Annotated in this window: 27 protein-coding genes; 16 read left to right on the top strand and 11 right to left on the bottom strand. The window is 72.5% G+C overall.

The features are described from left to right. Positions 1-7: 7 nt before the first annotated feature. Both QR78_RS12465 and QR78_RS12460 read left to right on the top strand, forming a co-directional pair. Positions 8-637, top strand: coding sequence for a cold-shock protein (locus QR78_RS12465; protein ID WP_048427842.1), 630 nt, complete (start codon positions 8-10; stop codon positions 635-637). A 94-nt stretch (positions 638-731) separates the two neighbouring features. Further along, on the top strand, positions 732-1,217 hold the full coding sequence (locus QR78_RS12460; protein WP_048427841.1) for a DUF192 domain-containing protein: 486 nt from the start codon (positions 732-734) through the stop codon (positions 1,215-1,217). 37 nt (positions 1,218-1,254) lie between these two features. Here QR78_RS12460 and QR78_RS12455 read toward each other — a convergent pair whose 3' ends face one another. Next, positions 1,255-1,470 (bottom strand): hypothetical protein, encoded by a 216-nt coding sequence (locus QR78_RS12455; RefSeq protein WP_048427840.1) that lies wholly within the window; start codon positions 1,468-1,470, stop codon positions 1,255-1,257. 186 nt (positions 1,471-1,656) lie between these two features. Between QR78_RS12455 and QR78_RS12450 the strand changes: the two genes are divergently transcribed. Beyond that, on the top strand, positions 1,657-1,905 hold the full coding sequence (locus tag QR78_RS12450; RefSeq protein WP_048427839.1) for a hypothetical protein: 249 nt from the start codon (positions 1,657-1,659) through the stop codon (positions 1,903-1,905). A 239-nt stretch (positions 1,906-2,144) separates the two neighbouring features. Here the strand turns inward: QR78_RS12450 and trhA are convergent, their stop codons facing one another. From trhA to QR78_RS12435, 3 genes are all read right to left on the bottom strand, one after another. Further along, complete coding sequence (gene trhA / locus QR78_RS12445) at positions 2,145-2,870, bottom strand: PAQR family membrane homeostasis protein TrhA (protein ID WP_048427838.1); 726 nt, start codon at positions 2,868-2,870, stop codon at positions 2,145-2,147. Positions 2,871-2,963: 93 nt separating this feature from the next. Further along, positions 2,964-4,130 carry a COX15/CtaA family protein gene (locus QR78_RS12440; protein ID WP_082171763.1) on the bottom strand — a complete coding sequence of 389 codons (1,167 nt, stop codon included), beginning with the start codon at positions 4,128-4,130 and terminating at the stop codon, positions 2,964-2,966. A gap of 62 nt (positions 4,131-4,192) precedes the next feature. Continuing rightward, positions 4,193-5,332: an anhydro-N-acetylmuramic acid kinase gene (locus tag QR78_RS12435; protein ID WP_179945823.1), complete on the bottom strand. Its 1,140-nt coding sequence runs from the start codon at positions 5,330-5,332 to the stop codon at positions 4,193-4,195. 138 nt (positions 5,333-5,470) lie between these two features. On the opposite strand from QR78_RS12435, the gene tyrS reads away from it, so the two are divergent. Beyond that, positions 5,471-6,745, top strand: coding sequence for a tyrosine--tRNA ligase (tyrS, locus tag QR78_RS12430; protein WP_048427837.1), 1,275 nt, complete (start codon positions 5,471-5,473; stop codon positions 6,743-6,745). 417 nt (positions 6,746-7,162) lie between these two features. Here the strand turns inward: tyrS and QR78_RS12425 are convergent, their stop codons facing one another. Beyond that, positions 7,163-7,459, bottom strand: a complete 297-nt coding sequence (locus QR78_RS12425) for a hypothetical protein (RefSeq protein ID WP_048427836.1) — start codon at positions 7,457-7,459, stop codon at positions 7,163-7,165. 280 nt (positions 7,460-7,739) lie between these two features. On the opposite strand from QR78_RS12425, the gene QR78_RS12420 reads away from it, so the two are divergent. Both QR78_RS12420 and QR78_RS12415 read left to right on the top strand, forming a co-directional pair. After that, positions 7,740-8,321 (top strand): YqaA family protein, encoded by a 582-nt coding sequence (locus QR78_RS12420; protein ID WP_048427835.1) that lies wholly within the window; start codon positions 7,740-7,742, stop codon positions 8,319-8,321. Between the two features lie 10 nt (positions 8,322-8,331). Next, a complete protein-coding gene (locus QR78_RS12415) occupies positions 8,332-8,856 on the top strand; it encodes a disulfide bond formation protein B (protein ID WP_244276539.1) in 525 nt (174 codons plus the stop codon). Positions 8,857-8,865: 9 nt separating this feature from the next. Here the strand turns inward: QR78_RS12415 and QR78_RS12410 are convergent, their stop codons facing one another. After that, entirely contained in the window at positions 8,866-9,216 is a 351-nt protein-coding gene (locus QR78_RS12410) for a hypothetical protein (protein WP_053220897.1), read from the bottom strand. A gap of 211 nt (positions 9,217-9,427) precedes the next feature. Between QR78_RS12410 and QR78_RS12405 the strand changes: the two genes are divergently transcribed. After that, on the top strand, positions 9,428-9,703 hold the full coding sequence (locus QR78_RS12405) for a hypothetical protein (protein ID WP_125901242.1): 276 nt from the start codon (positions 9,428-9,430) through the stop codon (positions 9,701-9,703). A 118-nt stretch (positions 9,704-9,821) separates the two neighbouring features. Then, positions 9,822-12,020 (top strand): cation:proton antiporter domain-containing protein, encoded by a 2,199-nt coding sequence (locus QR78_RS12400; RefSeq protein WP_048427832.1) that lies wholly within the window; start codon positions 9,822-9,824, stop codon positions 12,018-12,020. 4 nt (positions 12,021-12,024) lie between these two features. On the opposite strand, the gene QR78_RS12395 is transcribed toward QR78_RS12400, so the two are convergent. The 4 genes from QR78_RS12395 to cpdR form a co-directional block, all read right to left on the bottom strand. Continuing rightward, positions 12,025-12,510: a DUF1178 family protein gene (locus QR78_RS12395; protein WP_048427831.1), complete on the bottom strand. Its 486-nt coding sequence runs from the start codon at positions 12,508-12,510 to the stop codon at positions 12,025-12,027. Between the two features lie 72 nt (positions 12,511-12,582). After that, positions 12,583-13,422, bottom strand: a complete 840-nt coding sequence (locus tag QR78_RS12390) for a carbon-nitrogen hydrolase family protein (RefSeq protein WP_048427830.1) — start codon at positions 13,420-13,422, stop codon at positions 12,583-12,585. A gap of 83 nt (positions 13,423-13,505) precedes the next feature. Continuing rightward, positions 13,506-13,763 carry a glutaredoxin 3 gene (gene grxC / locus QR78_RS12385; protein ID WP_048427829.1) on the bottom strand — a complete coding sequence of 86 codons (258 nt, stop codon included), beginning with the start codon at positions 13,761-13,763 and terminating at the stop codon, positions 13,506-13,508. Positions 13,764-13,858: 95 nt separating this feature from the next. After that, a complete protein-coding gene (cpdR, locus tag QR78_RS12380; protein WP_048427828.1) occupies positions 13,859-14,215 on the bottom strand; it encodes a cell cycle two-component system response regulator CpdR in 357 nt (118 codons plus the stop codon). Positions 14,216-14,456: 241 nt separating this feature from the next. Here cpdR and QR78_RS12375 point away from each other — a divergent pair, with 241 nt between their 5' ends. From QR78_RS12375 to QR78_RS12365, 3 genes are all read left to right on the top strand, one after another. Further along, entirely contained in the window at positions 14,457-15,347 is an 891-nt protein-coding gene (locus QR78_RS12375; RefSeq protein WP_048427827.1) for an N-formylglutamate amidohydrolase, read from the top strand. Between the two features lie 175 nt (positions 15,348-15,522). Then, on the top strand, positions 15,523-16,407 hold the full coding sequence (locus QR78_RS12370) for an HpcH/HpaI aldolase/citrate lyase family protein (RefSeq protein ID WP_048427826.1): 885 nt from the start codon (positions 15,523-15,525) through the stop codon (positions 16,405-16,407). Positions 16,408-16,637: 230 nt separating this feature from the next. Continuing rightward, the gene (locus QR78_RS12365) at positions 16,638-17,000 is read left to right on the top strand and encodes a hypothetical protein (RefSeq protein WP_244276540.1); all 363 of its coding nucleotides are present in this window, start codon (positions 16,638-16,640) and stop codon (positions 16,998-17,000) included. 72 nt (positions 17,001-17,072) lie between these two features. Here the strand turns inward: QR78_RS12365 and QR78_RS12360 are convergent, their stop codons facing one another. Continuing rightward, positions 17,073-17,486, bottom strand: coding sequence for a lipase chaperone (locus QR78_RS12360; protein ID WP_048427825.1), 414 nt, complete (start codon positions 17,484-17,486; stop codon positions 17,073-17,075). A 254-nt stretch (positions 17,487-17,740) separates the two neighbouring features. On the opposite strand from QR78_RS12360, the gene QR78_RS12355 reads away from it, so the two are divergent. The 5 genes from QR78_RS12355 to QR78_RS12335 all read left to right on the top strand — a co-directional run. Then, positions 17,741-19,012, top strand: a complete 1,272-nt coding sequence (locus QR78_RS12355) for a TadE/TadG family type IV pilus assembly protein (RefSeq protein WP_048427824.1) — start codon at positions 17,741-17,743, stop codon at positions 19,010-19,012. A gap of 131 nt (positions 19,013-19,143) precedes the next feature. Further along, entirely contained in the window at positions 19,144-19,530 is a 387-nt protein-coding gene (locus tag QR78_RS12350; RefSeq protein ID WP_274534413.1) for a phasin, read from the top strand. A gap of 210 nt (positions 19,531-19,740) precedes the next feature. After that, entirely contained in the window at positions 19,741-20,610 is an 870-nt protein-coding gene (locus QR78_RS12345) for a hypothetical protein (RefSeq protein ID WP_048427823.1), read from the top strand. A gap of 94 nt (positions 20,611-20,704) precedes the next feature. After that, positions 20,705-20,977 carry a hypothetical protein gene (locus QR78_RS12340; protein WP_048427822.1) on the top strand — a complete coding sequence of 91 codons (273 nt, stop codon included), beginning with the start codon at positions 20,705-20,707 and terminating at the stop codon, positions 20,975-20,977. Positions 20,978-21,182: 205 nt separating this feature from the next. Continuing rightward, a partial coding sequence (locus QR78_RS12335; protein WP_048427863.1) for an AI-2E family transporter occupies positions 21,183-21,961 on the top strand: 779 nt, incomplete at its 3' end.

Below are 21,961 nucleotides of genomic sequence, written 5' to 3'. Positions count from 1 at the left end.
GCTTACGATGTCGGACGAGTTCGGTTCAGGTCTCGCCGGGGAGCGGCGGGAGGGCGCGTTCGGGGACGACGCGCGCGACACCCGGTCCGGGCTCGACGCGGCGACGCTGGAGCGCCCGGTCGAACTGGTCGAGGTCAGCGGCCGCATCAAGTGGTTCGACGTCGCCAAGGGCTTCGGCTTCATCGTCCCGGACGACGGCTCGCCGGACGTGCTGCTCCACGTCACCTGCCTGCGGCGCGACGGCCACCAGAGCGCCAGCGAGGGCGCCCGGATCGTGGTCGAGGCGGTGCAGCGCCCCCGCGGCTGGCAGGCCTTCCGGGTCGTCTCCCTCGACCAGACCACCGCGACCCACCCGGCCGAATTGCCGATGCCGCGCACCCACGTCACCGTGGTGCCGACGAGCGGGCTCGAGACCGCGGTGGTGAAGTGGTTCAACCGCCTGCGCGGCTTCGGCTTCCTCAGCCGCGGCGACGGCACGGCGGACATCTTCGTCCACATGGAGACCCTGCGGCGCTACGGCATCGCCGAGCTCAAGCCCGGCGAGTACGTCCAGGTCCGCTACGGCGACGGCTCGAAGGGGCTGATGGCCGCCGAGGTGCGCCTGCTGACCGAGGCCGGCCCGCCCTCGTCGCACTGAGGCCAGGCGTCCCGCCACCGGATTTTTGGTTTCCCGTGCATGTCCGGCGGCGGGCGCCCATCCCCTTCGCCGGACGATGCTCTAGCTCAGCCTCATGTCGCTCCGCTTCGCACGGCCTCTCGCCGCCTCGCCGCGCCGGCTCCTCGCCGCGTTCCTTCTCCTCATGGCGCTCGCGCCCTCGGCGGCGCTCGCCGACGGCGCCTTCGAGCCGCTGACGATCGCCTCCCGCTCCGGCCGCCACACCTTCCAGGTCGAGGTGATGCGCGACGATGCGGGCCGGGCCCAGGGGCTGATGTTCCGCCGCACCATGGCGCCGGACCGCGGCATGCTGTTCGACTTCGAACGCAACGAGCCGGTCGCGATGTGGATGAAGAACACCTACCTGCCGCTCGACATGCTGTTCATCCGCCCGGACGGCACGGTGGCGCGCATCGCGGCGGATACCGAGCCGCTCTCGACCCGCACCATCACCTCGGGCGAGCCGGTCCTCGGCGTGCTCGAGCTCAATGCCGGCACCGCCGCGCGCCTCGGCATCCATCCGGGCGACAAGGTCGAGCACCCGCTGTTTCGCGGGCGCTGAGAGCCCCGGCGGCTCTCGCCGCCGGGACGTCCGGGCGTCAGAAGCCGCGGTTCGAGATGCTCGGGATCGACGGCTGGGTGAAGGCGCGGTTCACGTCGGGGCGGCGCTGCGTCCCGTTGGTGTCGTTCGAGCGCACGTAGTTCTTGGTGTCGAAGGACTCGGCGAGACCGCTGCCGCGCGGGTCGCCGGAGCTGGTGCAGGCGGCGGCGAGGCCCGCGAGGGTGAGCGCCGCGGCGACACGGAGGAGACGCATGGGGGATCCTGGGCTCTGACAGTCGAGCCGGGGTGCCCGGCTGCCGCCCCCCCGTCAAGGCGCCGGCCCCGCGCGCGGCGGGAAACCTCCGCCCCTGTGCCTCCCGGGCCGCGCTCCGCGGAATGTGTGGAGGGCCGCGATTCTCCGGCTGGCGGAGTCCCGGGCTTTGCGCGAGAGTCCGGGCCGATGAGCAACGTCGTTCCCCTGCTGCGCCCGCGCCCGGCGCCCGATGCCGCCGCCCGCGCCACCGCGATGGTCGTCTCCGACCTGGTGACGATCGCCGAGCAGCTGCACGACATCGGCGCCCGCGCCGCCGCCCTCGGCCGGCCGCGCACGGAGGCCGAGCGCACGGTGCAGATGGTGCTCGACGCCGTGACCTCGATCGAGCGGGCGCTCGATACGATCACGGATGGCGGGGACTACACGCCGTTCTGAGAACCGGCTCGACAGGGATCGTCGCGCTCCCCCCTCGTTCCGGGGCCGCGACGCAGAGCCCGCGATCTCGGGCATTCGCCTGGTCGATGATCGGGTCGAATGTCCGCCGGTATCTCCTCGAGCCTCCGCGGCTCTGGATTCCTGACTCCGCCGGCGTGGCCCCGGAGTGACCCGCAAAACCGCTCGGGCCGTCGGTCGCAACACCCGGCCGATCGACGCTCTGGCCGACCTCTCCCGTCTCACGCCCCGACGTCGAGCATGCTGCGAAACACCGCGCCGTAATGGCAGGCGGCGGCGGCCAGCACGAAGCCGTGCCAGATCGCGTTCTGGAACGGGAGCCGGCGCCAGACGTGGAAGACGACGCCCAGCGAGTAGAGCAGGCCGCCGGCGGCGAGGAGCCACAGGGCCGGCGGCGACAGGGCGGCGATGACCGAATCGTAGACCATCATCCCGCTCCAGCCGAGCGCGAGGTAGAGGGCGATCGCCAGGCGGTCGAAGCGCCCGGGCAGGGTCAGCTTCACGGCGGCGCCCGCCACCGCCACGAGCCAGATCCCGGCGAGCAGCCCGAAGGCGAGGCCATCCGTCCCGACCAGCATCACGAGGGGCGTGTAGGTGCCGGCGATCATCAGGAAGATGGTGGCGTGGTCGCACCGGCGCAGGCGCCATTTCATCCGGCCGATCGGCCACATGTTGTAGGCCGCCGAGGTTCCCAGCATCGCCACGAGACCGGCGGCGTAGACGCCCACCGCCACCGTCTCGGCGGGGCCGAGCCTCGAGACGACGGCGCTGATCGTGAGCGCCACGGCGCCGATGACGCCGAGGCTCACCCCGACCACGTGCACGATGCCGTCGGCGAGCAGCTCGCGCGGCGTGTAGGTCCAGGCGAGGCTCAGGGGCCGTCCGTCCGGCGCGAAGCGCGGGGCGGGGATTGAGGACAATTCCAGGGAGTGCTCCTGCACGGACATCGGGCCTCCGCTCCTCGGGGTCGGGAGACGGCCTCCCGGTCGATCGAGGTTAAAGCGCAAGCATGAACGTGGGACGAACGTTCCCGCCCCGCGTCAGACCGCCCGGATCGCGGGGCCCCTGCCGAGCCGGTCATCGCGGGTCGCCCGGCCGAGCCGGTCATCGCGGGTCGCCCGGCTGAGCCGGTCATCGCGGGTCGCCCGGCTGAGCCGGGCATGGGCGCTCGCCATCCCGAGCACCAGCATGGCGGCGACCTGGTGGGCGAGGCCGGCCCAGAGCGGCACCGCGAGAAGCAGCGTGACGATGCCGAGCGTCGCCTGCGCGGCGACGAGGCCGGCGAGCGCGGTGGCGCGCCGCGCCGCGCCGGTGCCGGGCGCGCTGCGGCGGGCGTCGAGAGCGTGGACGATCACCAGGGCCAGAAGCGCGTAGGCGATCAGCCGGTGGTTGAACTGCACCAGGGCGACGTTGTCGACGAAGTTCTCGATCCACGGCGTGCCGGCGAACAGGCCGCCGGGCACGAGGCCGCCATCCATCAGCGGCCAGGTGTTGTAGGTGAGCCCCGCCTTGGAGCCCGCCACGAGGCCGCCGAGCGCGACCTGCACCAGCACCAGGGCCATCAGGGCGAGCGCCGTCCGCGAGAGCCGCGCCGGCACGACCTCGTCGCGCTTGCGGTCGAGGCCGGCGGCGAGCCAGACGAGGCCGGCATAGATCCCGCTCGCCAGCGTCAGGTGCAGGGCGAGCTTGATCGGCGCGACCGCGATCATGCCGGGCTGGAGGCCCGACGCCACCATGATCCAGCCCACCGCCCCCTGCAGGCCGCCGAGCACCCCGAGGCCGAGCAGGCTCAAGGCCAGGCGCCGGTCGAGCTGGCCGCGCAGCCAGAAGACCAGCAGCGGCAGGAAGAACACGAGCCCGATGATCCGGCCGAGCAGCCGGTGGCCCCATTCCCACCCGTAGATGAACTGGAACTCGGACAGGGTCATGCCCTGGTTGAGCAGCGTGTATTGCGGCGTCGCCTGGTACTTGGCGAATTCCTCGGCCCAGGCTGCGCCTGAAAGCGGCGGGATCGCACCGGTCACCGGCTTCCACTCGGTGATCGACAGGCCGGAGCCGGTCAGCCGCGTCGCGCCGCCCACCGCCACCATCGCCACCACCAGGGCGGCCATGACGAAGAGCCAGGTCCGCACGGCGCGGCGGGACCGGGGCGCCGCGGCGGCCGGTGCCGCGGGAGGAACGAGGCCGATCAAGGACGTGCTGCTCATGCGCGACGGCTTACCGGCGGGACCGGGCCTCGCGCAACATCCAGCGGTGCCGCACTGCCCGCTTAATCCTCCGGCCGCGCCAGCACGCCGCCGCTGATCGCCTCGCGGACCCCCGTGGTCGACGGAAAGGTGATCGGCAGGCCCTCCACCGAGCGCACCGCCAGATAGGCGAAGGCCTGGGCCTCCAGGAAGGCGGAGGACCAGCCGATCGCGTCCGCCGTCGTGATCTCGGCGCGCAGGTGGTAGTTGAGCTGGCGCAGCAACTCGCCATTGCGGGCGCCGCCGCCGGCGACGATCCAGCGGACCGGCGGGTCGGAGGCGTGGTCGAGGGCGCGGGCGACGGCGCGGGCCGTGAAGGCGGTGAGCGTCGCGGCGCCGTCCTCGGTCGTGAGCTGACCGGCGAGCTTGTGCGAGAACCAGTTGCGGTCGAGCGACTTCGGCGGCCGGCGGGCGAAGAACGGGTGGACCAGGAGCCAGGCGAGGAGCTGCTCGTCGGGCCGGCCGCGGGCGGCGGTGCGGCCGTTGTCGTCGAGCGCGTGGCCGGTGCGCTCGCGCATCCAGTCGTCGATGAGCGCGTTGCCGGGCCCGGTATCGAAAGCGAGGATTTGTCCGTCCCGGGCGATCAGCGTCGCGTTGGCCACACCCCCGATATTGAGGATGCCGAGGCTCTCGGTGAAGCCCGAGGCCTGGGCCAGGGCCCGGTGGAAGACCGGCACCAGGGGCGCCCCCTGCCCGCCCGCCTCGATGTCGGCGTGGCGCAGGTCCGACACCACCTTGATGCCGAGGCGGCGGCTGAGGACCCGGCCGTCGCCGATCTGGACGCTCATCTTCTGGTCGGGCCGGTGCACCACGGTCTGGCCGTGGAAGCCGATCACGTCGATGTCCGCCGCGGTGAGCCCGTTCTCGGAGAGGAAGTTCTCGACCGCCTCGGCGTGCAGCCGCGTCACCAGCTCCTCGGCCTGGCGCAAGCAGCCCGGCCGCTCGCTGCGCTCGGTCACGGCTTCCGCGTCGATCAGCGCCTGGCGCAGGAGCGCCCGGTCGTCGTCGGAATAGGCGCGGTAGCCGGTGGGGCCCAGCGGCTCCAGGTAGCCGTTGTGGCTGCGCTCGACCCGGATCGCCTCGCCGTCGGTCTCGATCAACGCGACGTCGACGCCGTCGAGGGAGGTGCCGCTCATCAGCCCGATCGCCCGCCGCATCGTCATGCCGAATCGCCCCCGTGCCTTTCGGGGCCGGCACTGCTATGGACCGACCCGTTCCGAATCCGACGGAGCTAGCATGGCGGCGCCGCGCTGTCGCCGAGCCCACGGCAGATTGCCTTCACGAGACTGATCGAGAGTTCCATGGCCGCGCCCACCGACTTCGCGCCGCGTTCCGACTTCCTCCGCGTCCTCATCGAGCGCGGCTACGTCCACCAATGCTCCGACTTCGCGGGCGTGGACGAGGCCGCCTGCGAGGGCCGGCTGACGGCCTATGTCGGCTACGATTGCACGGCGCCGTCGCTGCATATCGGCCACCTGCTCTCGATCATGATGCTGCACTGGCTCCAGGCGACCGGCGGCAAGCCGGTGGCGCTGATGGGCGGCGGCACCACCCGCGTCGGCGACCCGTCCGGCCGCGACGAGACCCGCAAGATCCTGACGCTCGACCAGATCGAGGCCAACAAGGCCGAGATCGGCAAGACCTTCGCGCGCTTCCTCGATTTCGGAAGCGCCCCCAACGCCGCCGTGATGGCCGACAACGCCGAGTGGCTGACCACGCTCAACTACATCGAGATGCTGCGCGACATCGGCCGGCACTTCTCGGTCAACCGGATGCTGTCGATGGACAGCGTGCGGCTGCGGCTGGAGCGCGACCAGGAGCTGTCGTTCCTGGAATTCAACTACATGATCCTCCAGGCCTACGACTTCGCCGAGCTGAACCGCCGCTACGGCGTGACGCTGCAGATGGGCGGCTCGGACCAGTGGGGCAACATCGTCACCGGCATCGATCTCGGCCGGCGCCTCGGCACGCCGCAGCTCCACGCCCTGACCTGCCCGCTGATGACCACCGCGTCGGGCGCCAAGATGGGCAAGACGGCGTCGGGCGCGGTCTGGCTCAACCCGGACATGCTGAGCCCCTACGAGTACTGGCAGTTCTGGCGCAACACCGAGGATGCCGATGTCGGCCGCTTCCTGCGCCTCTTCACCCTGATGCCCCTCGACGAGGTGGCAAGGCTCGAAGGCTTAGGCGGCCAGGAGATCAACGAGGCCAAGAAGGTGCTCGCCACCGAGGCCACCGCCCTGCTGCACGGTCGAGACGCCGCGGAGGCCGCCGCCGAGACGGCACGCCGCACCTTCGAGGAGGGCGCGCTCGCCCAGAGCCTGCCCACCGTCGAGGTGCCGCGCGCCGCGATCGAGGCGGGCCTGGGCGTGCTCTCGGCCTTCGGGCCGGATCATGCCGCCCTCGTGCCCTCGACCAGCGAGGCGCGGCGCCAGGTGAAGAGCGGCGGCCTCAAGGTCAACGATGCGCCCGTCACCGACGAGCGCGCGGTGATCGGCACCGGTGACGTAACGCCGGAAGGCGTGGTGAAGCTGTCCTTCGGCCGCAAGAAGCATGTGCTGCTGCGGGTGGTGTAGGGTTTTTCGCGCGAGAGCGTGCGCGTGGCCCAGGCCGGGGCGTTTCCCGGACTGGCGCGACAACCCTCCCTCTCTGCGGCAGAGCTGTTCGGGGACAAGCAAAAGAGCGCGGGTTTCCCCCTCTCCCCGCGGGCGGGGAGAGGGCCGCGTCTCCGTTCAGGAGACGGGGCAAGCGCAGGCGCAGCCGGAGCGAGGGTGAGGGGGTCTCGACGAGTGAGGCTCCTCCGGAAACACCCCCTCACCCTCGCGGCGAACCTGCGGTCCGCTGCTCCCTTCGCCCCCGACGAGGGGGGCGAAGGCCTCTCCCCGCCCGCGGGGAGAGGGGAAACCCGCGCCCTTTATCCTCATCCCCGGACAGCCCTGCCTCAGCGGGGGAGGGCTCAGGCACGAGCCGTCGCGGAGGCTGCGCGGGAGGGATCAGGCGTGCGGGCGGGCCCGGCGGCGGGTCGCGGCCCGCGCGGTCGCTGCCGGCGCGCAACGCTGCCAGCCCCAATGGTCGTAGGCGGTCGTGGCGCGGGCCTCGCACCAGCCCTGGCGGCGGAGCGCCGTGGCGGCGCGGTCGCGATCCTCGCAGGCCTGGTTGGCCAGGGGCGAGGCCGGCAGGGCACAGGCCGCGTCGGCCCGCTGCCAGCGCGCGACGAGGTCCTCCGCGGCGGCCGGGACGGTGCCGGCGAGAAGCGGCACGAGGACGAGGAACGGACGCAGGGACGGCATCGCGCGGGACCTTCGGTCAAGACGAACGGATCGATGCGAGACGATCGTGGCGTGGATCGGGCGGATCGGCGCAGTCCCGTCAAGCAGAAACCGGATCTCGCCAAGAGGAACCGCCAAGAGGCCTAATCCGACAGGACGAGGCCCGGTCTGGCCGATCCGGGGGAGGCGCCCCGCCCCGACCCGACGGTTCCCGCCCGGCTGTGGCGGCCGGAACCCTCGCCAGCGCCACCATCCTGTGCTCAAAGGGCGCCACCTGACGACTGACGGGCTGACCCCCACGATGCTGCGCCGCCTCTACGAGTGGATCCTCGCGCTCGCCGCGCGCCCCTCGGCTCCCTACGCGCTCGGCGCGGTCTCCTTCGCCGAGAGCTCGTTCTTCCCGGTTCCGCCCGACGTGATGCTGGTGCCGATGGTGGTGACCCGGCCCGAGAAGGCCTGGACCTACGCGCTGATCGCGACGCTGACCTCGGTCGCGGGCGGCATCGCCGGCTACGCCATCGGCGCGCTGCTCTACGATTCCCTCGGCGCTTGGCTCTTCCACCTCTACGGCCTCGACAAGGGCGCCGACCAGTTCCGGGAGGCCTACGCCCATTACGGCCACTGGGTGATCCTGCTGAAGGGACTCACGCCGATCCCCTACAAGCTCGTCACCATCACGTCGGGCTTCGCCGGCTACGACCTGTTCTGGTTCGTCGTGCTGTCGCTCGTCACCCGGGGCGCGCGGTTCTTCATCCTGGCGGGACTGGTGCGCCGCTACGGCGTCGGCATCCGCACCGTCCTCGACCGGCACCTGAACGCCGTGGCCGCGATCTGCGTCGCGGTCGCCGTGCTCGGCTTCGTCGGCTTCCGCTACCTGGTCTGAGGACATCGCCATGGCCGACACCCTCATGGCTCCCACCCTCGCGCGGCGGCTCACGGCGCCCCGTCCGGCGGCCCTGCTGCTGCTCGTCGGAGCCGCCGCCACCGTCGGCGGCGCGCTGATCTTCCAGCACGGCTTCGGCTACGTGCCGTGCAAGCTCTGCCTGACGGAGCGTCAGCCCTACTACCTCGCCCTGCCGCTGCTCGCCGCCGCCCTGCTGCTGCCGCGCCGGCTTGCGGGCGGGCTCCTGGCGCTGGCGGCGGTGATCTTCCTCGTCGGGGCGGGCTTGGGCGTCTACCATGCCGGGGCCGAATGGGGCTTCTGGCCCGGGCCGAGCGATTGCGGCGGCGGGGCCGGCCCGGCGCCGGCCGGCGTCGACGACTTCCTCAAATCCCTGCAGGCCACCCGCCCGGTGGATTGCACCGCGGCGGCCTGGCGCTTCCTCGGGATCTCGCTCGCCGGCTACAACGCCCTCATCGCGCTGGCCCTTTCGGGGCTCGCCGGCACGGCGGCCTGGCGCGCCCTGCGCCGCGGCTGATCCGGCGGATCAGCGCTTCGGCTTCATCACCGTCGGCTCGGCCAGGAGCGCGGCCAGCCGCTCGGAATCGAGGGCGGGTTCGGGCTTCGGCTTCGCCTCCTTGCGGGCCTCCTTCGCCGCCTCGGCCTTCCTGGCCTCGATCTTCTCCGGCCGCGCCATCCGGGCGGCCTTCGCGACGGGCGGCGTCGGCACGATCGAGCCGGTGGTGACCGGCTCGTCGAGGGGCATCGCGGGTTTCGCGGCGGCGACGAGCTGCGGGCGCGGCGGCTCGCGGTCGAGCTGGGCCGAGCAGACGGCGCAGACCGTGGCGAAGCCGAGGCTCGCGACGGTCGCGAGGAAGAGGTTGGTACGCAGGGACACGGGCCGGGTACTCAAGGAACGGTTGACCATCCCGGAGCCTAGGCGCCGACCCTTAATGATCCCCTTGCCTCCTGATCTCTCGCCCTGCCGGTGCCACCTGTCCATCCACGATCCGATTCAGGATTCGTACACGCTGTTCCTGCGGCCGTCCGAACCTGTCAGTTCCTAACGACTTCTTCCCGCAAAGGGGAAGAGATCGATGTTCTTTACCATGACGGCGGCGATCGGCGGCGGGATGATGGCCGCGATCTGGCTGCTCGAGGACGGCCCGGCCGTGGCGGCGGCAGCGGGGGCCATGGCCGGCGCGGCGAGTGCCGTCATGGCCGCAGCCCTTCTCGCCCGGCTCGACCGCCGGATCGATCCGGCCACCGACGCCGGGCGAGCATCCGACGATCTCCCGCGCCTGCCGCACCGGCGCCGTGCCGCGCTGCGGGGCTTCGCGCGCCACCGGAAACCGGCCGTCGAAATCCTCGCCTCCCCGCGTTGATCCCGCCGGAACCCGGGCAGTGCGGCCCGGTTGACGGCCGCAATCCGGCGAGGACCCGAGCGATTCGCGTGGCACCGACCTTCTCTCCGGCCCGGCCCGGACCCGCCGCGTGAGGCGTATGCGTCCCGCATACCCCGTCCCGGCCTCGGCCGTCCTGGCCCTGGCCGCTTTCGTGATGGCCGGAAGCGCGCACGCCGCCGGGATCGGTTCGGGCGGCGGCCCGTCCGAGGTCGTTCTCGTCGTCCAGATCGTGCTGCTCCTCAGCCTCGGGCGCCTGCTCGGCGAGGCGATGCTGCGGGTCGGGCAACCGGCGGTGATGGGCCAGCTGCTCGCCGGGCTGCTGCTCGGCCCGTCCTTCCTCGGGGCGGTCTGGCCGGAGGTGCAGCACTGGCTGTTTCCGCCCGGGCGCGACCAGCGGGCGCTCCTCGACGGCATCGCCCAGCTCGGCATCCTGCTGCTCCTGCTGATGACCGGGATGGAGACCGACCTCGCGCTGGTGCGCAAGGTCCGGCGCGCGGCGGTCAGCGTCTCGGTCACCGGGGTCGCGGTGCCGTTCGCCTGCGGCTTCCTCCTCGGCTGGTTCCTGCCGGAGGCGATGCTGCCGCATCCGGAGCTGCGCCTCGTCACCTCGCTCTTCCTCGGCACCGCGCTGGCGATCTCGTCGGTCAAGATCGTCGCCATGGTGGTGCGCGAGATGAACTTTTTGCGCCGCAACGTCGGCCAGGTCATCGTCGCCTCGGCGATCATCGACGACACGATCGGCTGGGTGATCATCGCGGTGATCTTCAGCCTGGCACGGGCCGGCACCATCGATCTGTGGGAGGTCGGCCGCAGCCTCGCCGGCACCCTGGTCTTCCTCGGGATCAGCCTGACGGTCGGGCGCCGCCTGGTCTTCTGGCTGATCCGCTGGGCCAACGACTCGCTGAGGAGCGAGGCGGCGGTGATCACCGCGATCCTGGTGCTGATGGGGGTGCTGGCGCTCGTCACGCAGGCCATCGGCGTCCACACGGTGCTGGGCGCCTTCGTGGCCGGGCTGCTGGTCGGCCAGTCGCCGATCCTGACCCGCCGGATCGACGAGCAGCTGCGCGGCGTCGTCACCGCCCTGTTCGCGCCGATCTTCTTCGGGCTCGCGGGCCTCAGCGCCGACCTGACCATCCTGCGCGACCCGCGCCTGCTGCTCCTCACCCTCGGGCTCATCGCGGTGGCGAGCCTCGGCAAGTTCGCCGGCGCCTTCGCGGGCGGACTGATCGGGGGCCTGCGGCGGCCGGAATCCCTGGCGCTCGCCTGCGGGATGAACGCCCGCGGCTCGACCGAGGTGATCGTCGCCTCGATCGGGCTCGGCATGGGCGCGCTGAGCCAGGACCTGTTCACGATGATCGTCGCGATGGCGCTGATCACCACCCTGGCGATGCCGCCGATGCTGCGCTGGGCCCTCCACCGCCTGCCGCTGGAAGGCGAGGAGAAGGAGCGGCTGGAGCGCGAGGCGGCGGAGGAGACCGGCTTCGTCGCCCGGCTCGAGCGCCTGCTCGTCGCCGCCGACGACGGGGCGAAAGGCCGCTTCGCCGCGCGGATCGCCGGCCTCGTCGCGGGCTCCCGCGGCATGCCGGTGACGGTGGTGCGGCTCGGGACGCCGACCGAGGAGGCCGTGCTGTCGGGAGCGGTGGCGGCCGCCGCGGAGGGTGCCCGGGGCGAGGAGACCGGGCCGGTCGAAGTGACGGAACACGCTCGTCCCGAGCCCGCCGCCGAGGCCGTGGGCGAGGAGGCCGCCAAGGGCTACGATCTCCTGATCGTCGGCATCAGCCCCACCGTGGCGCCGGAGGGCGGCCTCACCGACGCGGTGGCGGGCGCGGCGGAGCGGTTCGACGGGCCGCTCGCCATCGCGGCCGCCCGCGGCGCCCACCGCGACGATCCGGACGCCGCGCTGAGGATCCTGGCGGTGACCGACAGCACGCAGGCCGCGCGCCGCGGTGCCGAGATCGCCGTCACCCTGGCCCGCGGCGCGAGCGCCCCGCTCTCGGTGCTCTTCCTGGCCGACGGCGGGGGGGCGGGCCGCCGGCTCGCCGGGATGCGTCAGGGCGACGCCGCGGCCCTGCGCGAGGTGGTCGATCTCGCCGAGCGGGCCGGGCTGCGGGTGCGCACCCACGTCCGGGCGACCCGCTCGCCCGAGCGCGAGATCCTGCGCCAGGCCCGGGCCGGCGACCACGACCTGATCGTGATGGGGGTCACGCGCCGCGCCGGCGAAGCCGCGTCCTTCGGGCCGCTCGCCGAGACGGTGCTGGAGGCCTCGGACCGCTCGGTGCTGTTTCTGGCGAGCTGACGACTCAGTTCCGGTCGTCCGGCAGGGACGGCAGCGGCTGGACGGCGATGCCCTCGTCGAGGAGCGCGCGGGCGTCGTCGAGGCTCGCCTCGCCGTAGATCGCGCGCTGCTCGGCCTCGCCGTAATGCATCTTCCGCGCTTCCGCGGCGAAGTTCGCGCCGACATGGTCGGCGGTGCGGGCGACGTGCTCGTGCAGGGAGCGGATCATCGCCCGCAATTGCCGCTCGGGCTCGGATACGAGGCTCACCGGTGCCTCGGCGGGGGCCGGCGCGGACTGCGCGGGTGCCGCGGCCGGTGCATCGGACGGGGGCGCGGGCAACGCGACGGCGCGGCCGAGCGAGGGCGCCATGATCTGCTTGGAGACCTTCGCGCTGTCGCAGAACGGGCAGGTCACGAAGCCGGCGCGCGCCTGCTCGTCGTAGGAATCGCTCGACGGGAACCAGCTCTCGAAGCTGTGGCCGGAATCGCAGGACAGGGCGTAGCGGATCATGGAACCGGATATCGGTGCGCGGGCGCGCCGTTGCGAGGGAGATGCGACGCTGGAGGCGCCGTACGGTGTCAGTCAGGCGCGGGCCGCCTCGACCGCCACGGGGCGGGCGTGGCGCAGGGCCGGGATGCGGGCGCGGGCCTCCGCGACGAGGGCCATGTCGATCTCGGCCAGGATCACCCCCGGTTCGTTGCCGTCGGCCTCGGCGAGCACCCGGCCCCAGGGATCGACGATGAGGGAGTGGCCGTAGGTCTCGCGCCCGTCCTCGTGCCGGCCGCCCTGCGCGGCCGAGATCATGAACGAGCCGGTCTCGATCGCCCGGGCGCGCTGCAGGACGTGCCAATGCGCCTCCCCGGTCTGGCGGGTGAAGGCGGCGGGGGCCGACAGGATCTCGGCCCCGGCCTCGGCGAGCGCCCGGTAGAGGGCGGGGAAGCGCACGTCGTAGCAGATCGCGACGCCGAGGCGGCCCCAGGGCAGGTCGGCGACGACGGCCCGGTCGCCGCCCGTATAGGTGGCGGATTCGCGATAGCTCTCGCCGTTGGGAAGATCGACGTCGTAGAGGTGGAGCTTGTCGTAGGCCGCGACGATCGCGCCCTCGCGGTCGATCACGAAGGCGCGGTTGGCGACCTTGTCGCCGTTCGTCACCGCCAGCGAGCCGACATGGACCACGACTCCCCGCTCGCGGGCGACGTCGCGCAACGCACCGAGCGTCGCGTCGTCCTCGGGCGCGCGGATCTTCCGAAACAGGCTCGGCCTGTCCCGCTCCAGGAGCGAGGTCATCTCGGGCGTCTGGACATACTGCGCGCCGCGCCCGGCCGCCTCGCGAATGCCCGCCACCGCGGCGTCGCGGTTCTGCGCGGGGTCGCGGCCGGAGCGCATCTGCACGCAGGCGGCGACGAAGCGGGGAGCGGTCATGGGCGGCGGACTCCGGGACGATCCGGGAAGCTTACGCCGTCGAGCCCCCGCTCCGCTAGAGCGGGCCCCGCCCGGCCGGAGGATCAGCCGGCGAGCAGCGGCTCGAGGCGACCGGACCGGTCGAGGGCGTAGAGGTCGTCGCAGCCTCCGACATGGGTCTCGCCGACGAAGATCTGCGGCACGCTGGTGCGCCCGCCGGCCTTCCCGACCATCTCGCTGCGGGCGCCGGCCTTGGCCTCGACGTCGATCTCGGTGAAGGCGGCGCCCTTCTCCTTCAGCAGCGACTTGGCCGCCGAGCAATAGGGGCACCAGCTGGTGGTGTAGATCGTGACCGGCTGCATCCGTCGGCTCGCGCTGCTGGGTTACGTCACCCGATATAGGCGCCGGCGGATCGGCACGCCAGCGGCGCCTGAACGGCGCCCCCCGGACGGCCGGATCAGGCCGCCATCAGCTTCTCGACCTCGGTCACCAGCTCGCGCAGGTGGAAGGGCTTGGAGAGGACCTTGGCGTCCTTCGGAGCCTTCGAATCGGGGTTGAGCGCCACGGCGGCGAAGCCGGTGATGAACATCACCTTGATGTCGGGGTCGAGCTCGGTGGCGCGGCGCGCCAGCTCGATGCCGTCCATCTCGGGCATCACGATGTCGGTGAGCAGGAGCTCGAACGGCTCCTCGCGCAGGCGGTTATAGGCCGAGAGCCCGTTGTCGAACGAGGCCACGTCGTAGCCTGCGTTCTGGAGCGCCTTGGCGAGGAAGCGACGCATGTCGTTGTCGTCTTCCGCGAGGAGGATCTTCATGAACGAAAGTCCCGGATACCGATTCGGAGCGTTCATTCCATAAAGCGGCGTCGTGGTAAACAGAGTGTTGACGCCGCGCCGCCGAGCCGCTCCGTCCACGGTGGAATCGTCGAGCGGAATCGTCGGGCGGAATCCGGCCGCCCCGGGGCCGCGCGGCAGTGGACAGGCCCGGGCCGGGGCGCCAGATTAGCCGGATGATGATGGTGCGATCGCATCCCGCCCCCCGCCCCGGCACGTCCGGATGAGCCGAGTTTCCCCCGCCAGCCTGTTCGCCCCGCCCTTCCAGGTGGACGAGCCGGAGCGGCACACCCTGCCGTTCGTCTACAATACCGGCCATTCCGGAGCGGTGTACCCGGCCTCCTTCGTGGCGGCCTCGCGGCTCGACGCGATGGCCCTGCGCCGCTCGGAGGACGCCTTCGTCGACCGGCTCTACGCGCCCGTCGTCGGGCTCGGCGCCCCTTTGATGCGCGCCTCGTTCCCGCGCGCCTATCTCGACGTCAACCGCGAGCCCTACGAGCTCGACCCGCGGATGTTCGAGGGGCGGCTGCCGCCCTTCGTCAACGTGCGCTCGATGCGGGTGGCGGGCGGCCTCGGCACGGTGCCCCGGGTGGTGGCGGACGGTCAGGAGATCTACCGCGGACGCCTGCCGGTCGAGGAGGCGCTCGCGCGCATCGAGGAGCTGTACAAGCCCTATCACCGCACCCTGAAGGAGCTGGTGGCGCGCACCGCCCGGACCTTCGGCCACGCGGTCCTGATCGACTGCCACTCGATGCCCTCGACGAGCCTGTCGCGCGACGAGGGACCGGTGGTCGACGTGGTGCTGGGCGACCGGTTCGGTACCGCCTGCGCGCCCGACCTGATCGACTGCGCGGAGGCCGCCTTCCGCGGCCACGGCCTGCGGGTGGTGCGCAACAAGCCCTATGCGGGCGGCTTCGTCACCGAGCATTACGGCGAGCCGGCGCAAGGCCGCCACGCCCTGCAGATCGAGGTCAACCGCGCCCTCTACATGGACGAGCGCAAGCTCCTGCCCCGGCCCGGCTTCGAGGCGCTGTCGCGGGTCCTGACGGGAGTGGCCGAGACGCTGGGGCACGCCGCCCTCGACCTCGGCCCCCGGCGCATCGCCGCCGAATAGAGCCTGCGAAGTCCCCTTTCGTCGTCCGACGATCGCCGGGCTGGCGCGGCCGGTTCGATCGGCTAAGCAGGGCGGCGACGCGGCCCCGCGGCTCCCCTGGCGGATCCGGGGCGCAAAACTGCTGCGTGAAACTCTCGCGCGTGACACTCCCGCGCGAACCTTGGGGAAGCCTGCGATGATCGACCTCCGCCTGCGCCGCAGCGTGCTCTACATGCCGGGCTCGAACCTGCGCGCCCTCGAGAAGGCGCGCAGCCTCCCGGCCGACGCGCTGATCCTCGACCTTGAGGACGCGGTCGCCCCGGACGCCAAGGACGTGGCGCGCGAGCAGGTCTGCGCCGCGGTGCGCCAGGGCGGCTACGGCGACCGGGAGCTGATCATCCGGGTCAACGCCCCGCAGACTCCGTGGGGCGAGGCGGACCTGCGGGCGGCGATCGAAGCCGGGCCCGACGCGATCCTGATGCCGAAGGTCTCCTCGCCGGCGGTGCTGGAGAACATCGCCGACCGGCTCGAGGCCCTCGACGCGCCCGCCGGCATCAAGATCTGGGCGATGATCGAGACCCCGGCGGCGATCCTCAACATCCAGGCGATCGCGGCGGCGCGGCGCAACCCGGGCACCCGTCTCACCTGCTTCGTGCTGGGCACCAACGACCTCGCCAAGGACACCTGGACCCAGATCGTCCCCGGCCGCGCCCCGATGATGCCCTGGCTGATGACCGCGCTCGCCGGCGCCCGGGCCGAGGGGCTGACGATCCTCGACGGCGTCTACAACAACTTCTCCGACCTCGATGGCTGCCGCGAGGAATGCGAGCAGGCCCGCATCCTCGGCTTCGACGGCAAGACCCTGATCCATCCGAGCCAGGTGGCGCTCGCCAACACCGCCTTCGCGCCGACCGAGGCCGAGGTCGCGGTGGCCCGCAGCGTGATCGAGGCCTTCGAGCGGCCCGAGAACGCCAGGCGCGGCGCGATCCAGATCAGCGGCCGCATGTTCGAGCGCCAGCATATCCCGATGGCTCGGCGCGCCGTCGCCTGGTCGGAGGCGATCGCCGCCCGGGGCCAGTAAGGCCCCGAGGCCGCCGAGGCAGGTGGACCGCGCGGTGCGTCCGGCTTGACCGCCGGACGTTCGCACTGCACAAATTCCTAACGAACAGTGAACGCGCGGGCGCCGGGACCGTCCCCCCACGGCACCTTGGCTCGCGCGTCACCTCCGGCCAGCCGCAAGGCCCGGCCTACTTCGGCGCCCCCGGCCCTTCGGCGCCGCTCCCTCGTCACCCCCCCGCGACGGAGACGCCCATGGAGACGCCCATGCGCTGCGAGCCCCCGGCCTTCGAGACCATCTTCCGCATCCCGGGCGAGCACCGGCTGGAGAGCGACGGCATGCTCGGCCGCGGCGGCCGGGTCTTCGGCCTGTGCTGGTTCCACCGGGAATACGACCGGCGCGACCGCCTGGTGGCGCGCTACGAGACCTACGACGAGGTCGGCGCCGACGGTGCGTCGCGCTGCGGCTGGCGCCGCTACGACGAGGCGGGCCGACTCACCCTCGGGCACGAGGTCGGGATGCGCTGGGCCGCCCTGGTGGAGAGCCTGTCGCGGCGCGAGGCCGAGACGGCGCTCCAGCACCCGCAGGGCGCCGTGCTCGACGCCATCCCGGCCTGAGCGGCCGGGTCGCCGGCCTGCGACACCCGCGGCGTCACCGGGCTTCGGTGGCTTTCGACCGGCGGGTTTTCGTCAGCGAGCGGGCTTCTTCGCCGGCTCGGCCGCCGCCGCGGCCGGGGCGATGCTGCCGGTCTGGTTCACCTTGTCCCGCGCCGTGTCGAGGCGCTTCGTCAGGGCGGCGAGGTCGCGCTGCGTGGTGGCGAGCTGCGCCTTGGCCTTGTCGCGGGTCGCGCCGAGCTGGGCGATCTCGTCGCGGGTCGCGGCGATCTTGGCCTGACGGTCGCGCAGCTCGGCCTCGACGTCCTGGAACTGCTTGAAGCGCGCGGCGAGCGCGTCGCGCTGGCCTTCGGTCTCCGCCAGCTGGGCCCGCAGGGCGCTCTTGCCCGACGAGGACACCCCGTAGGCGCCCCAGCCCGACAGGGTGCCGAGGCCGAGGATGCCGGCCGCGAGAAGGGCGGGCGTGGGGCGGAACCGCAGGGCGCGCATCGGCAGTCCTCGTCAGATACTCGTAGGGCCGCCGGTGGCGGCCGAGGATGTCCCGAACCCGGGAACACGACTGTCCGCAACAATGACGGATCTTCGTTAACGCGGCCTTGCTCGGCGACGCGGCGGGAAACCTTGATGTTGGGTTACCGCGACCTTCGCTCCTGCCGGGAGATCGCGGGACGAAGGCTTAACACCCCATCCGTTAGGCCTAGTCCTGTTAGAGCAAGGCCGGCGCCGGGAGGGGCGGACCCGTCATGATGCGGCTCATCGACCGCTTCCGATCAGACCGCCGCGGCAGCATCGCGGTGATCATGGCGCTGACGATGATCCCGGTGACCTTCCTGGTCGGGGCGGGGGTCGATTACGCCCGCGCCGCCGCCGTCCGGGCGAAGCTCCAGACCGCCACCGACGCCGCGGTGCTGGCGGTCATCCGCGAGGCGCCGACCCTGCCCTCCGAGGCGGCGTTCCGCGCCCGCGCCCGGGCCTTCTTCGATGCGAGCTTCCCGCCCCAGTCCGGCGTGACCGTGACCGGCTTCACCCCGGCCCGCGCCGGCACGCAGGTGACGGTCAGCGCCACCGCGCAGGTCGAGATGACCCTCGGGCGCCTGATGCACCCGGCCCCGCTCGTGGTCAGCGGCACGTCGCAGGCGATGTCCGGCGGCCGGGCGCTGGAGGTGGCGCTGGTCCTCGACAATACCGGCTCGATGAACGACGCCGGCAAGCTGCCGGCCCTCAAGCAGGCGGCGAAGGACTTTCTGGCCTATCTCGACAAGGTCGTGGTCAGCCGGGCGGACGCCAAGGTCGCGCTGGTCCCGTTCTCGACCCAGGTCAATCTCGGGACCGCCGTCACGAGCGCCGGCTGGCTCAGCTACGGCAAGCTCGGCACCGTCGGGCCGACGAACTGGCAGGGCTGCATCACCGACCGCGACCAGCCCTACGACGTCCAGGCTCCGAACGCCGAGCCGACCGGGGCCGCCGCCTATCCCGCGGACCGCTGCGCCTCGCTCCAGAACGGCAAGCCGACGCTCGCGGAGATCCGCCCCCTCGGCACCGACTACGCGACGCTCAACGCCGCCATCGACGCGATGAGCGCGGGCGGCGCCACCAACGTCACCGTCGGGGTGGCCTGGGGTCTCGAGGCGCTGACGCCCTACGGGCCGCTCGCCAATGCCACGAGCCTCGCCGACGACCGGGTCACGAAGGTCATGATCGTGCTCACCGACGGGCTGAACACGCAGAACCGCTGGAAAGTCGCCTGCACCGGCAACTTCCTGTACGATCTCCTCGCCCTCCCCGGCTGCGTCGACGACAGCGTCATCGACGCCCGCACGCTCAGCGCCTGCACGGCCGCCAAGACCGCCGGCATCGTCATCTACACGGTGCGGGTGATCGACGGGAATGCCGACATGCTGCGGTCCTGCGCGAGCAAGGACGGGTTCTTCTACAACGTGATCACGGCCGACGACTTGAAACCGGCCTTCCAGAGCATCGGCCGCTCGATCGCGCAATTCCGGCTGACGCAGTAGGGCGGGCTCGGTCCGCAACAAGCCGGCCGGAGACCACCCGTTGACTCTTGCGTTGCGTTGCAGCATCGTGATTGCTGCGTCGCACAAATCCTCAGGGCGGCGCGCGTAGCGACAAGCCGGAGGCCACGCCCGTGAGCAGCACCCAGAAGCCCTTCGAGATCCCGACCGAGATGCGCGACTTCGCCGAGAAGGGCGTGCAGAACGCCCGCACCGCGTTCGGCACCTTCCTGGGCTCCGCCCGCAAGCTCGCCGAAACCGTGCAGACCTCGACCCAGACCTCGCAGACCGGCATGGGCGCCGCCGTGGCCCGCGGCTTCGACTACACCGAGCAGCACGCCACCGCGACCTTCGACCTCGCCGAGAAGCTCGTGCGCACCCGCGACGTCAAGGAGGCGCTGGAGCTGCAGGGCGAGTACATGCGCAACCAGATGAGCGCGCTGCAGGCCCAGGCGAAGGAGTTCGCCACCCTGTCCGAGTCGATCAAGGACGACCTGACCAAGGCCCAGACCAAGGCCTGAGGCCGCCACGGGGCGGGGCCGACAGGCCTCGCCCCGCGCCGATGACGGCAGCGGGCCGGGCCGCGCGAGGCCCGCCGGGCCTTCCGCGTCCGGCCCCGCCCGCGCCGATCCGCCGGTGCCCCGGACGAGCCTGCCGGCGCTCCGGTGTCGCGCGTTCGCCCCCCGCTCCGGGTGAGGGCGGGCGCGCCCGCTACTCCAGGAGGCCGAGCCATGACCACGCGCCGCATCGACAAGACCCGCAAGCCGCCCCGCCGTCCCCCCGTGCGGACGGCCGCGCGCCCGAATGGTGCATCCCAGTCCGTCCAGGGCGAGACCGGCCCGGCCGGCACCGCCGAGACGGCCCCCGACACGGTCGCCGAGACCGTCGCCGTCGCGCCTGCCGCCACGCCGGACGCCGCCGAGGTCGTCGCGCCGGAGCCTGCCGCGCCGGAGTCCGTCGCCGAGCGGGAGACCGCCGCCCAGCCCGCCGACGCGGTGAGCGAGGAGACCGAGGCCGCGGCGTCCGAGTCCCCCGCCGAACCGGCCGAGGCGTCGGCCGACGTCCCTGCCTCGCAGGAGCCGACCGCCCATGACGGCGAGGCCCATGACGGCGAGGCCCATGACGCCGAGGCCCATGACGCTGCGGCGCAGGAGCCGGCGACCCAGGAGCCCGAGCCCGTCGCCCCACAGGGGTCGGACGAGGCGACCGCGCGCCCGCAGACCGTCTCGTCAGCCCCGGTACCGGCCGAGGTGCCGGCTATCGCGAGCGCCGCGGAGCCGGCCCCCGCCGCTTCGCCGGACACGGCCTCCGCCGCCGGTGCGTCGAAGCCGTCCAGTGCGGAGCAGGAAGTGCCGCTCGCCGCCCTGCAGGGCTTCATCGAGATCAACGGCCGGCTGGTGGCCTTCCTCCAGGGCGAGGGCCAGGCCGCCGTGGCGTTCTGGAAGTCGGCCATGACCGTCCGCTCGCCGGGCGACCTGGCGCAGCTCCAGGCCGCCGAGATGAGCCGGGCGATCGATGCCGCCTTCGCCTGCTGGACCGACCTCGCCCGCCGCATGGGCCGTCTCGCCACCGTGGTGCCGTCCCGGTCCCGCGCCGCCTGACCGCACGCCCGGCCGGCATCCCCGATGCCGGTCGCCGGGCCCGGATCGGCGACGAATCCGGGCCTCGACCCGCCACCAGCAGAAGGAGACCGGGATGTTCGACGCTTGGTACGCGACCGCGATGCTCGCGATGGAATCCCAGAAGGTCATCGAGCTGCGCATGGTCAAGCTCGCCTGGGGCGGCCTCGCCGGCCAGGTCGAGGCGCAGCGGATGGTGAGCGAGAAGATCGGCGCCGCCCTCGAGGCGACCGGCACCCTGCTCGGCGGCGGCACGCCCGAGGCGGTGATCGACCGCTACCGCGAGCACGTCCGCAACAACGTCGCGCGCCTCTCGACGCCCACCGACGATCACCCCGCCGGCCACTGACGGGCGACGCGACTCTCCCGTTGCTCCCGGGCACGCCCGGGAGCGCCGCGCCCTCCGGCGACGGCCCCGGAACCGCTCCGGACGACCCCGCGCGCACGCCCTCCCCCCTCACGCCCCGCTTGACCGTGCGGCGCACCGCTTCCATCTCGGACCGGCCGGGGCGCGACGGATTCGCGTGGGGGGACGGGGTTCCGCACCGATGCCGATCCAACGCCGGGCCGCCATCACCCTGGCGGTCCTCGCCCTGCTGGTCTTCCTGCTCTACCAGCTGCGCGACGTGCTGCTGCCCTTCGTGGCGGGCGCGGCCCTGGCCTATGCCCTCGATCCCGTCGCCGACCGGCTGGAGCGCCTCGGACTCGGGCGGCTCGCGGCGACGCTGCTCATCCTGGCCACCTTCGTCTGCGGGCTGATCCTGGCGCTGATCGTGGTGGTACCGCTCGCCGCCAACCAGATCGCCGCCCTCGTCGCCTCGCTGCCGGCGATGATCGCCAAGCTCCAGGCGATCATCGCCGAGCGGGCCGGCCCCCTGATCGAGCGGGCCGGCGGCGCGGGCGCGTTCCAGGAGCTGCAATCCTCCGTCGGCAACCTGACCGGGCAGGCGGTGGCCTGGCTCCTCGGCTTCCTGCGCTCGCTGTGGTCGGGCAGCCAGGCGGTGGTCGGCATCGTCTCGCTGCTCGTGGTGACGCCCGTGGTGGCGTTCTACCTCCTGGTCGACTGGGACCGGATGATCGCCACCCTCGACCGCTGGGTGCCGCCCCGCCACCGGGATACCGCCCGCACCCTCGCCCGCGAGATCGACGGGGCGATCACCGCGTTCATCCGCGGCCAGACCCTGGTCTGCCTCCTGCTCGGCACCTTCTACGCCGTCGGCCTGTGGTGCGTCGGGCTCAATTTCGGCGTGCTGATCGGCCTGATGTCGGGCCTCCTGACCTTCATCCCGTATGTCGGCTCGCTCACCGGCTTCCTGCTCTCGACCGGCGTCGC

The organism is Methylobacterium indicum, assembly GCF_001043895.1.
Lineage (GTDB): Bacteria > Pseudomonadota > Alphaproteobacteria > Rhizobiales > Beijerinckiaceae > Methylobacterium > Methylobacterium indicum.
This window is presented reverse-complemented; position numbering and strand designations above follow the sequence as displayed.

Excerpts from the sequence above, each read along its gene's own strand:
- QR78_RS12360 (WP_048427825.1), bottom strand. The coding sequence starts at position 17,486 with ATGCGCGCCCTGCGGTTCCGCCCCACGCCCGCCCTTCTCGCGGCCGGC.
- QR78_RS12365 (WP_244276540.1), top strand. The coding sequence starts at position 16,638 with ATGGAGACGCCCATGCGCTGCGAGCCCCCGGCCTTCGAGACCATCTTC.
- QR78_RS12355 (WP_048427824.1), top strand. The coding sequence starts at position 17,741 with ATGATGCGGCTCATCGACCGCTTCCGATCAGACCGCCGCGGCAGCATC.
- QR78_RS12455 (WP_048427840.1), bottom strand. The coding sequence starts at position 1,470 with ATGCGTCTCCTCCGTGTCGCCGCGGCGCTCACCCTCGCGGGCCTCGCC.
- QR78_RS12415 (WP_244276539.1), top strand. The coding sequence starts at position 8,332 with ATGGCCGACACCCTCATGGCTCCCACCCTCGCGCGGCGGCTCACGGCG.
- QR78_RS12390 (WP_048427830.1), bottom strand. The coding sequence starts at position 13,422 with ATGACCGCTCCCCGCTTCGTCGCCGCCTGCGTGCAGATGCGCTCCGGC.
- QR78_RS12420 (WP_048427835.1), top strand. The coding sequence starts at position 7,740 with ATGCTGCGCCGCCTCTACGAGTGGATCCTCGCGCTCGCCGCGCGCCCC.
- QR78_RS12465 (WP_048427842.1), top strand. The coding sequence starts at position 8 with ATGTCGGACGAGTTCGGTTCAGGTCTCGCCGGGGAGCGGCGGGAGGGC.
- QR78_RS12460 (WP_048427841.1), top strand. The coding sequence starts at position 732 with ATGTCGCTCCGCTTCGCACGGCCTCTCGCCGCCTCGCCGCGCCGGCTC.
- trhA (WP_048427838.1), bottom strand. The coding sequence starts at position 2,870 with ATGTCCGTGCAGGAGCACTCCCTGGAATTGTCCTCAATCCCCGCCCCG.
- QR78_RS12375 (WP_048427827.1), top strand. The coding sequence starts at position 14,457 with ATGAGCCGAGTTTCCCCCGCCAGCCTGTTCGCCCCGCCCTTCCAGGTG.
- tyrS (WP_048427837.1), top strand. The coding sequence starts at position 5,471 with ATGGCCGCGCCCACCGACTTCGCGCCGCGTTCCGACTTCCTCCGCGTC.
- QR78_RS12405 (WP_125901242.1), top strand. The coding sequence starts at position 9,428 with ATGACGGCGGCGATCGGCGGCGGGATGATGGCCGCGATCTGGCTGCTC.
- QR78_RS12345 (WP_048427823.1), top strand. The coding sequence starts at position 19,741 with ATGACCACGCGCCGCATCGACAAGACCCGCAAGCCGCCCCGCCGTCCC.
- QR78_RS12440 (WP_082171763.1), bottom strand. The coding sequence starts at position 4,130 with ATGAGCAGCACGTCCTTGATCGGCCTCGTTCCTCCCGCGGCACCGGCC.
- QR78_RS12370 (WP_048427826.1), top strand. The coding sequence starts at position 15,523 with ATGATCGACCTCCGCCTGCGCCGCAGCGTGCTCTACATGCCGGGCTCG.
- QR78_RS12450 (WP_048427839.1), top strand. The coding sequence starts at position 1,657 with ATGAGCAACGTCGTTCCCCTGCTGCGCCCGCGCCCGGCGCCCGATGCC.
- QR78_RS12425 (WP_048427836.1), bottom strand. The coding sequence starts at position 7,459 with ATGCCGTCCCTGCGTCCGTTCCTCGTCCTCGTGCCGCTTCTCGCCGGC.
- QR78_RS12400 (WP_048427832.1), top strand. The coding sequence starts at position 9,822 with ATGCGTCCCGCATACCCCGTCCCGGCCTCGGCCGTCCTGGCCCTGGCC.
- grxC (WP_048427829.1), bottom strand. The coding sequence starts at position 13,763 with ATGCAGCCGGTCACGATCTACACCACCAGCTGGTGCCCCTATTGCTCG.
- cpdR (WP_048427828.1), bottom strand. The coding sequence starts at position 14,215 with ATGAAGATCCTCCTCGCGGAAGACGACAACGACATGCGTCGCTTCCTC.
- QR78_RS12340 (WP_048427822.1), top strand. The coding sequence starts at position 20,705 with ATGTTCGACGCTTGGTACGCGACCGCGATGCTCGCGATGGAATCCCAG.
- QR78_RS12395 (WP_048427831.1), bottom strand. The coding sequence starts at position 12,510 with ATGATCCGCTACGCCCTGTCCTGCGATTCCGGCCACAGCTTCGAGAGC.
- QR78_RS12435 (WP_179945823.1), bottom strand. The coding sequence starts at position 5,332 with ATGACGATGCGGCGGGCGATCGGGCTGATGAGCGGCACCTCCCTCGAC.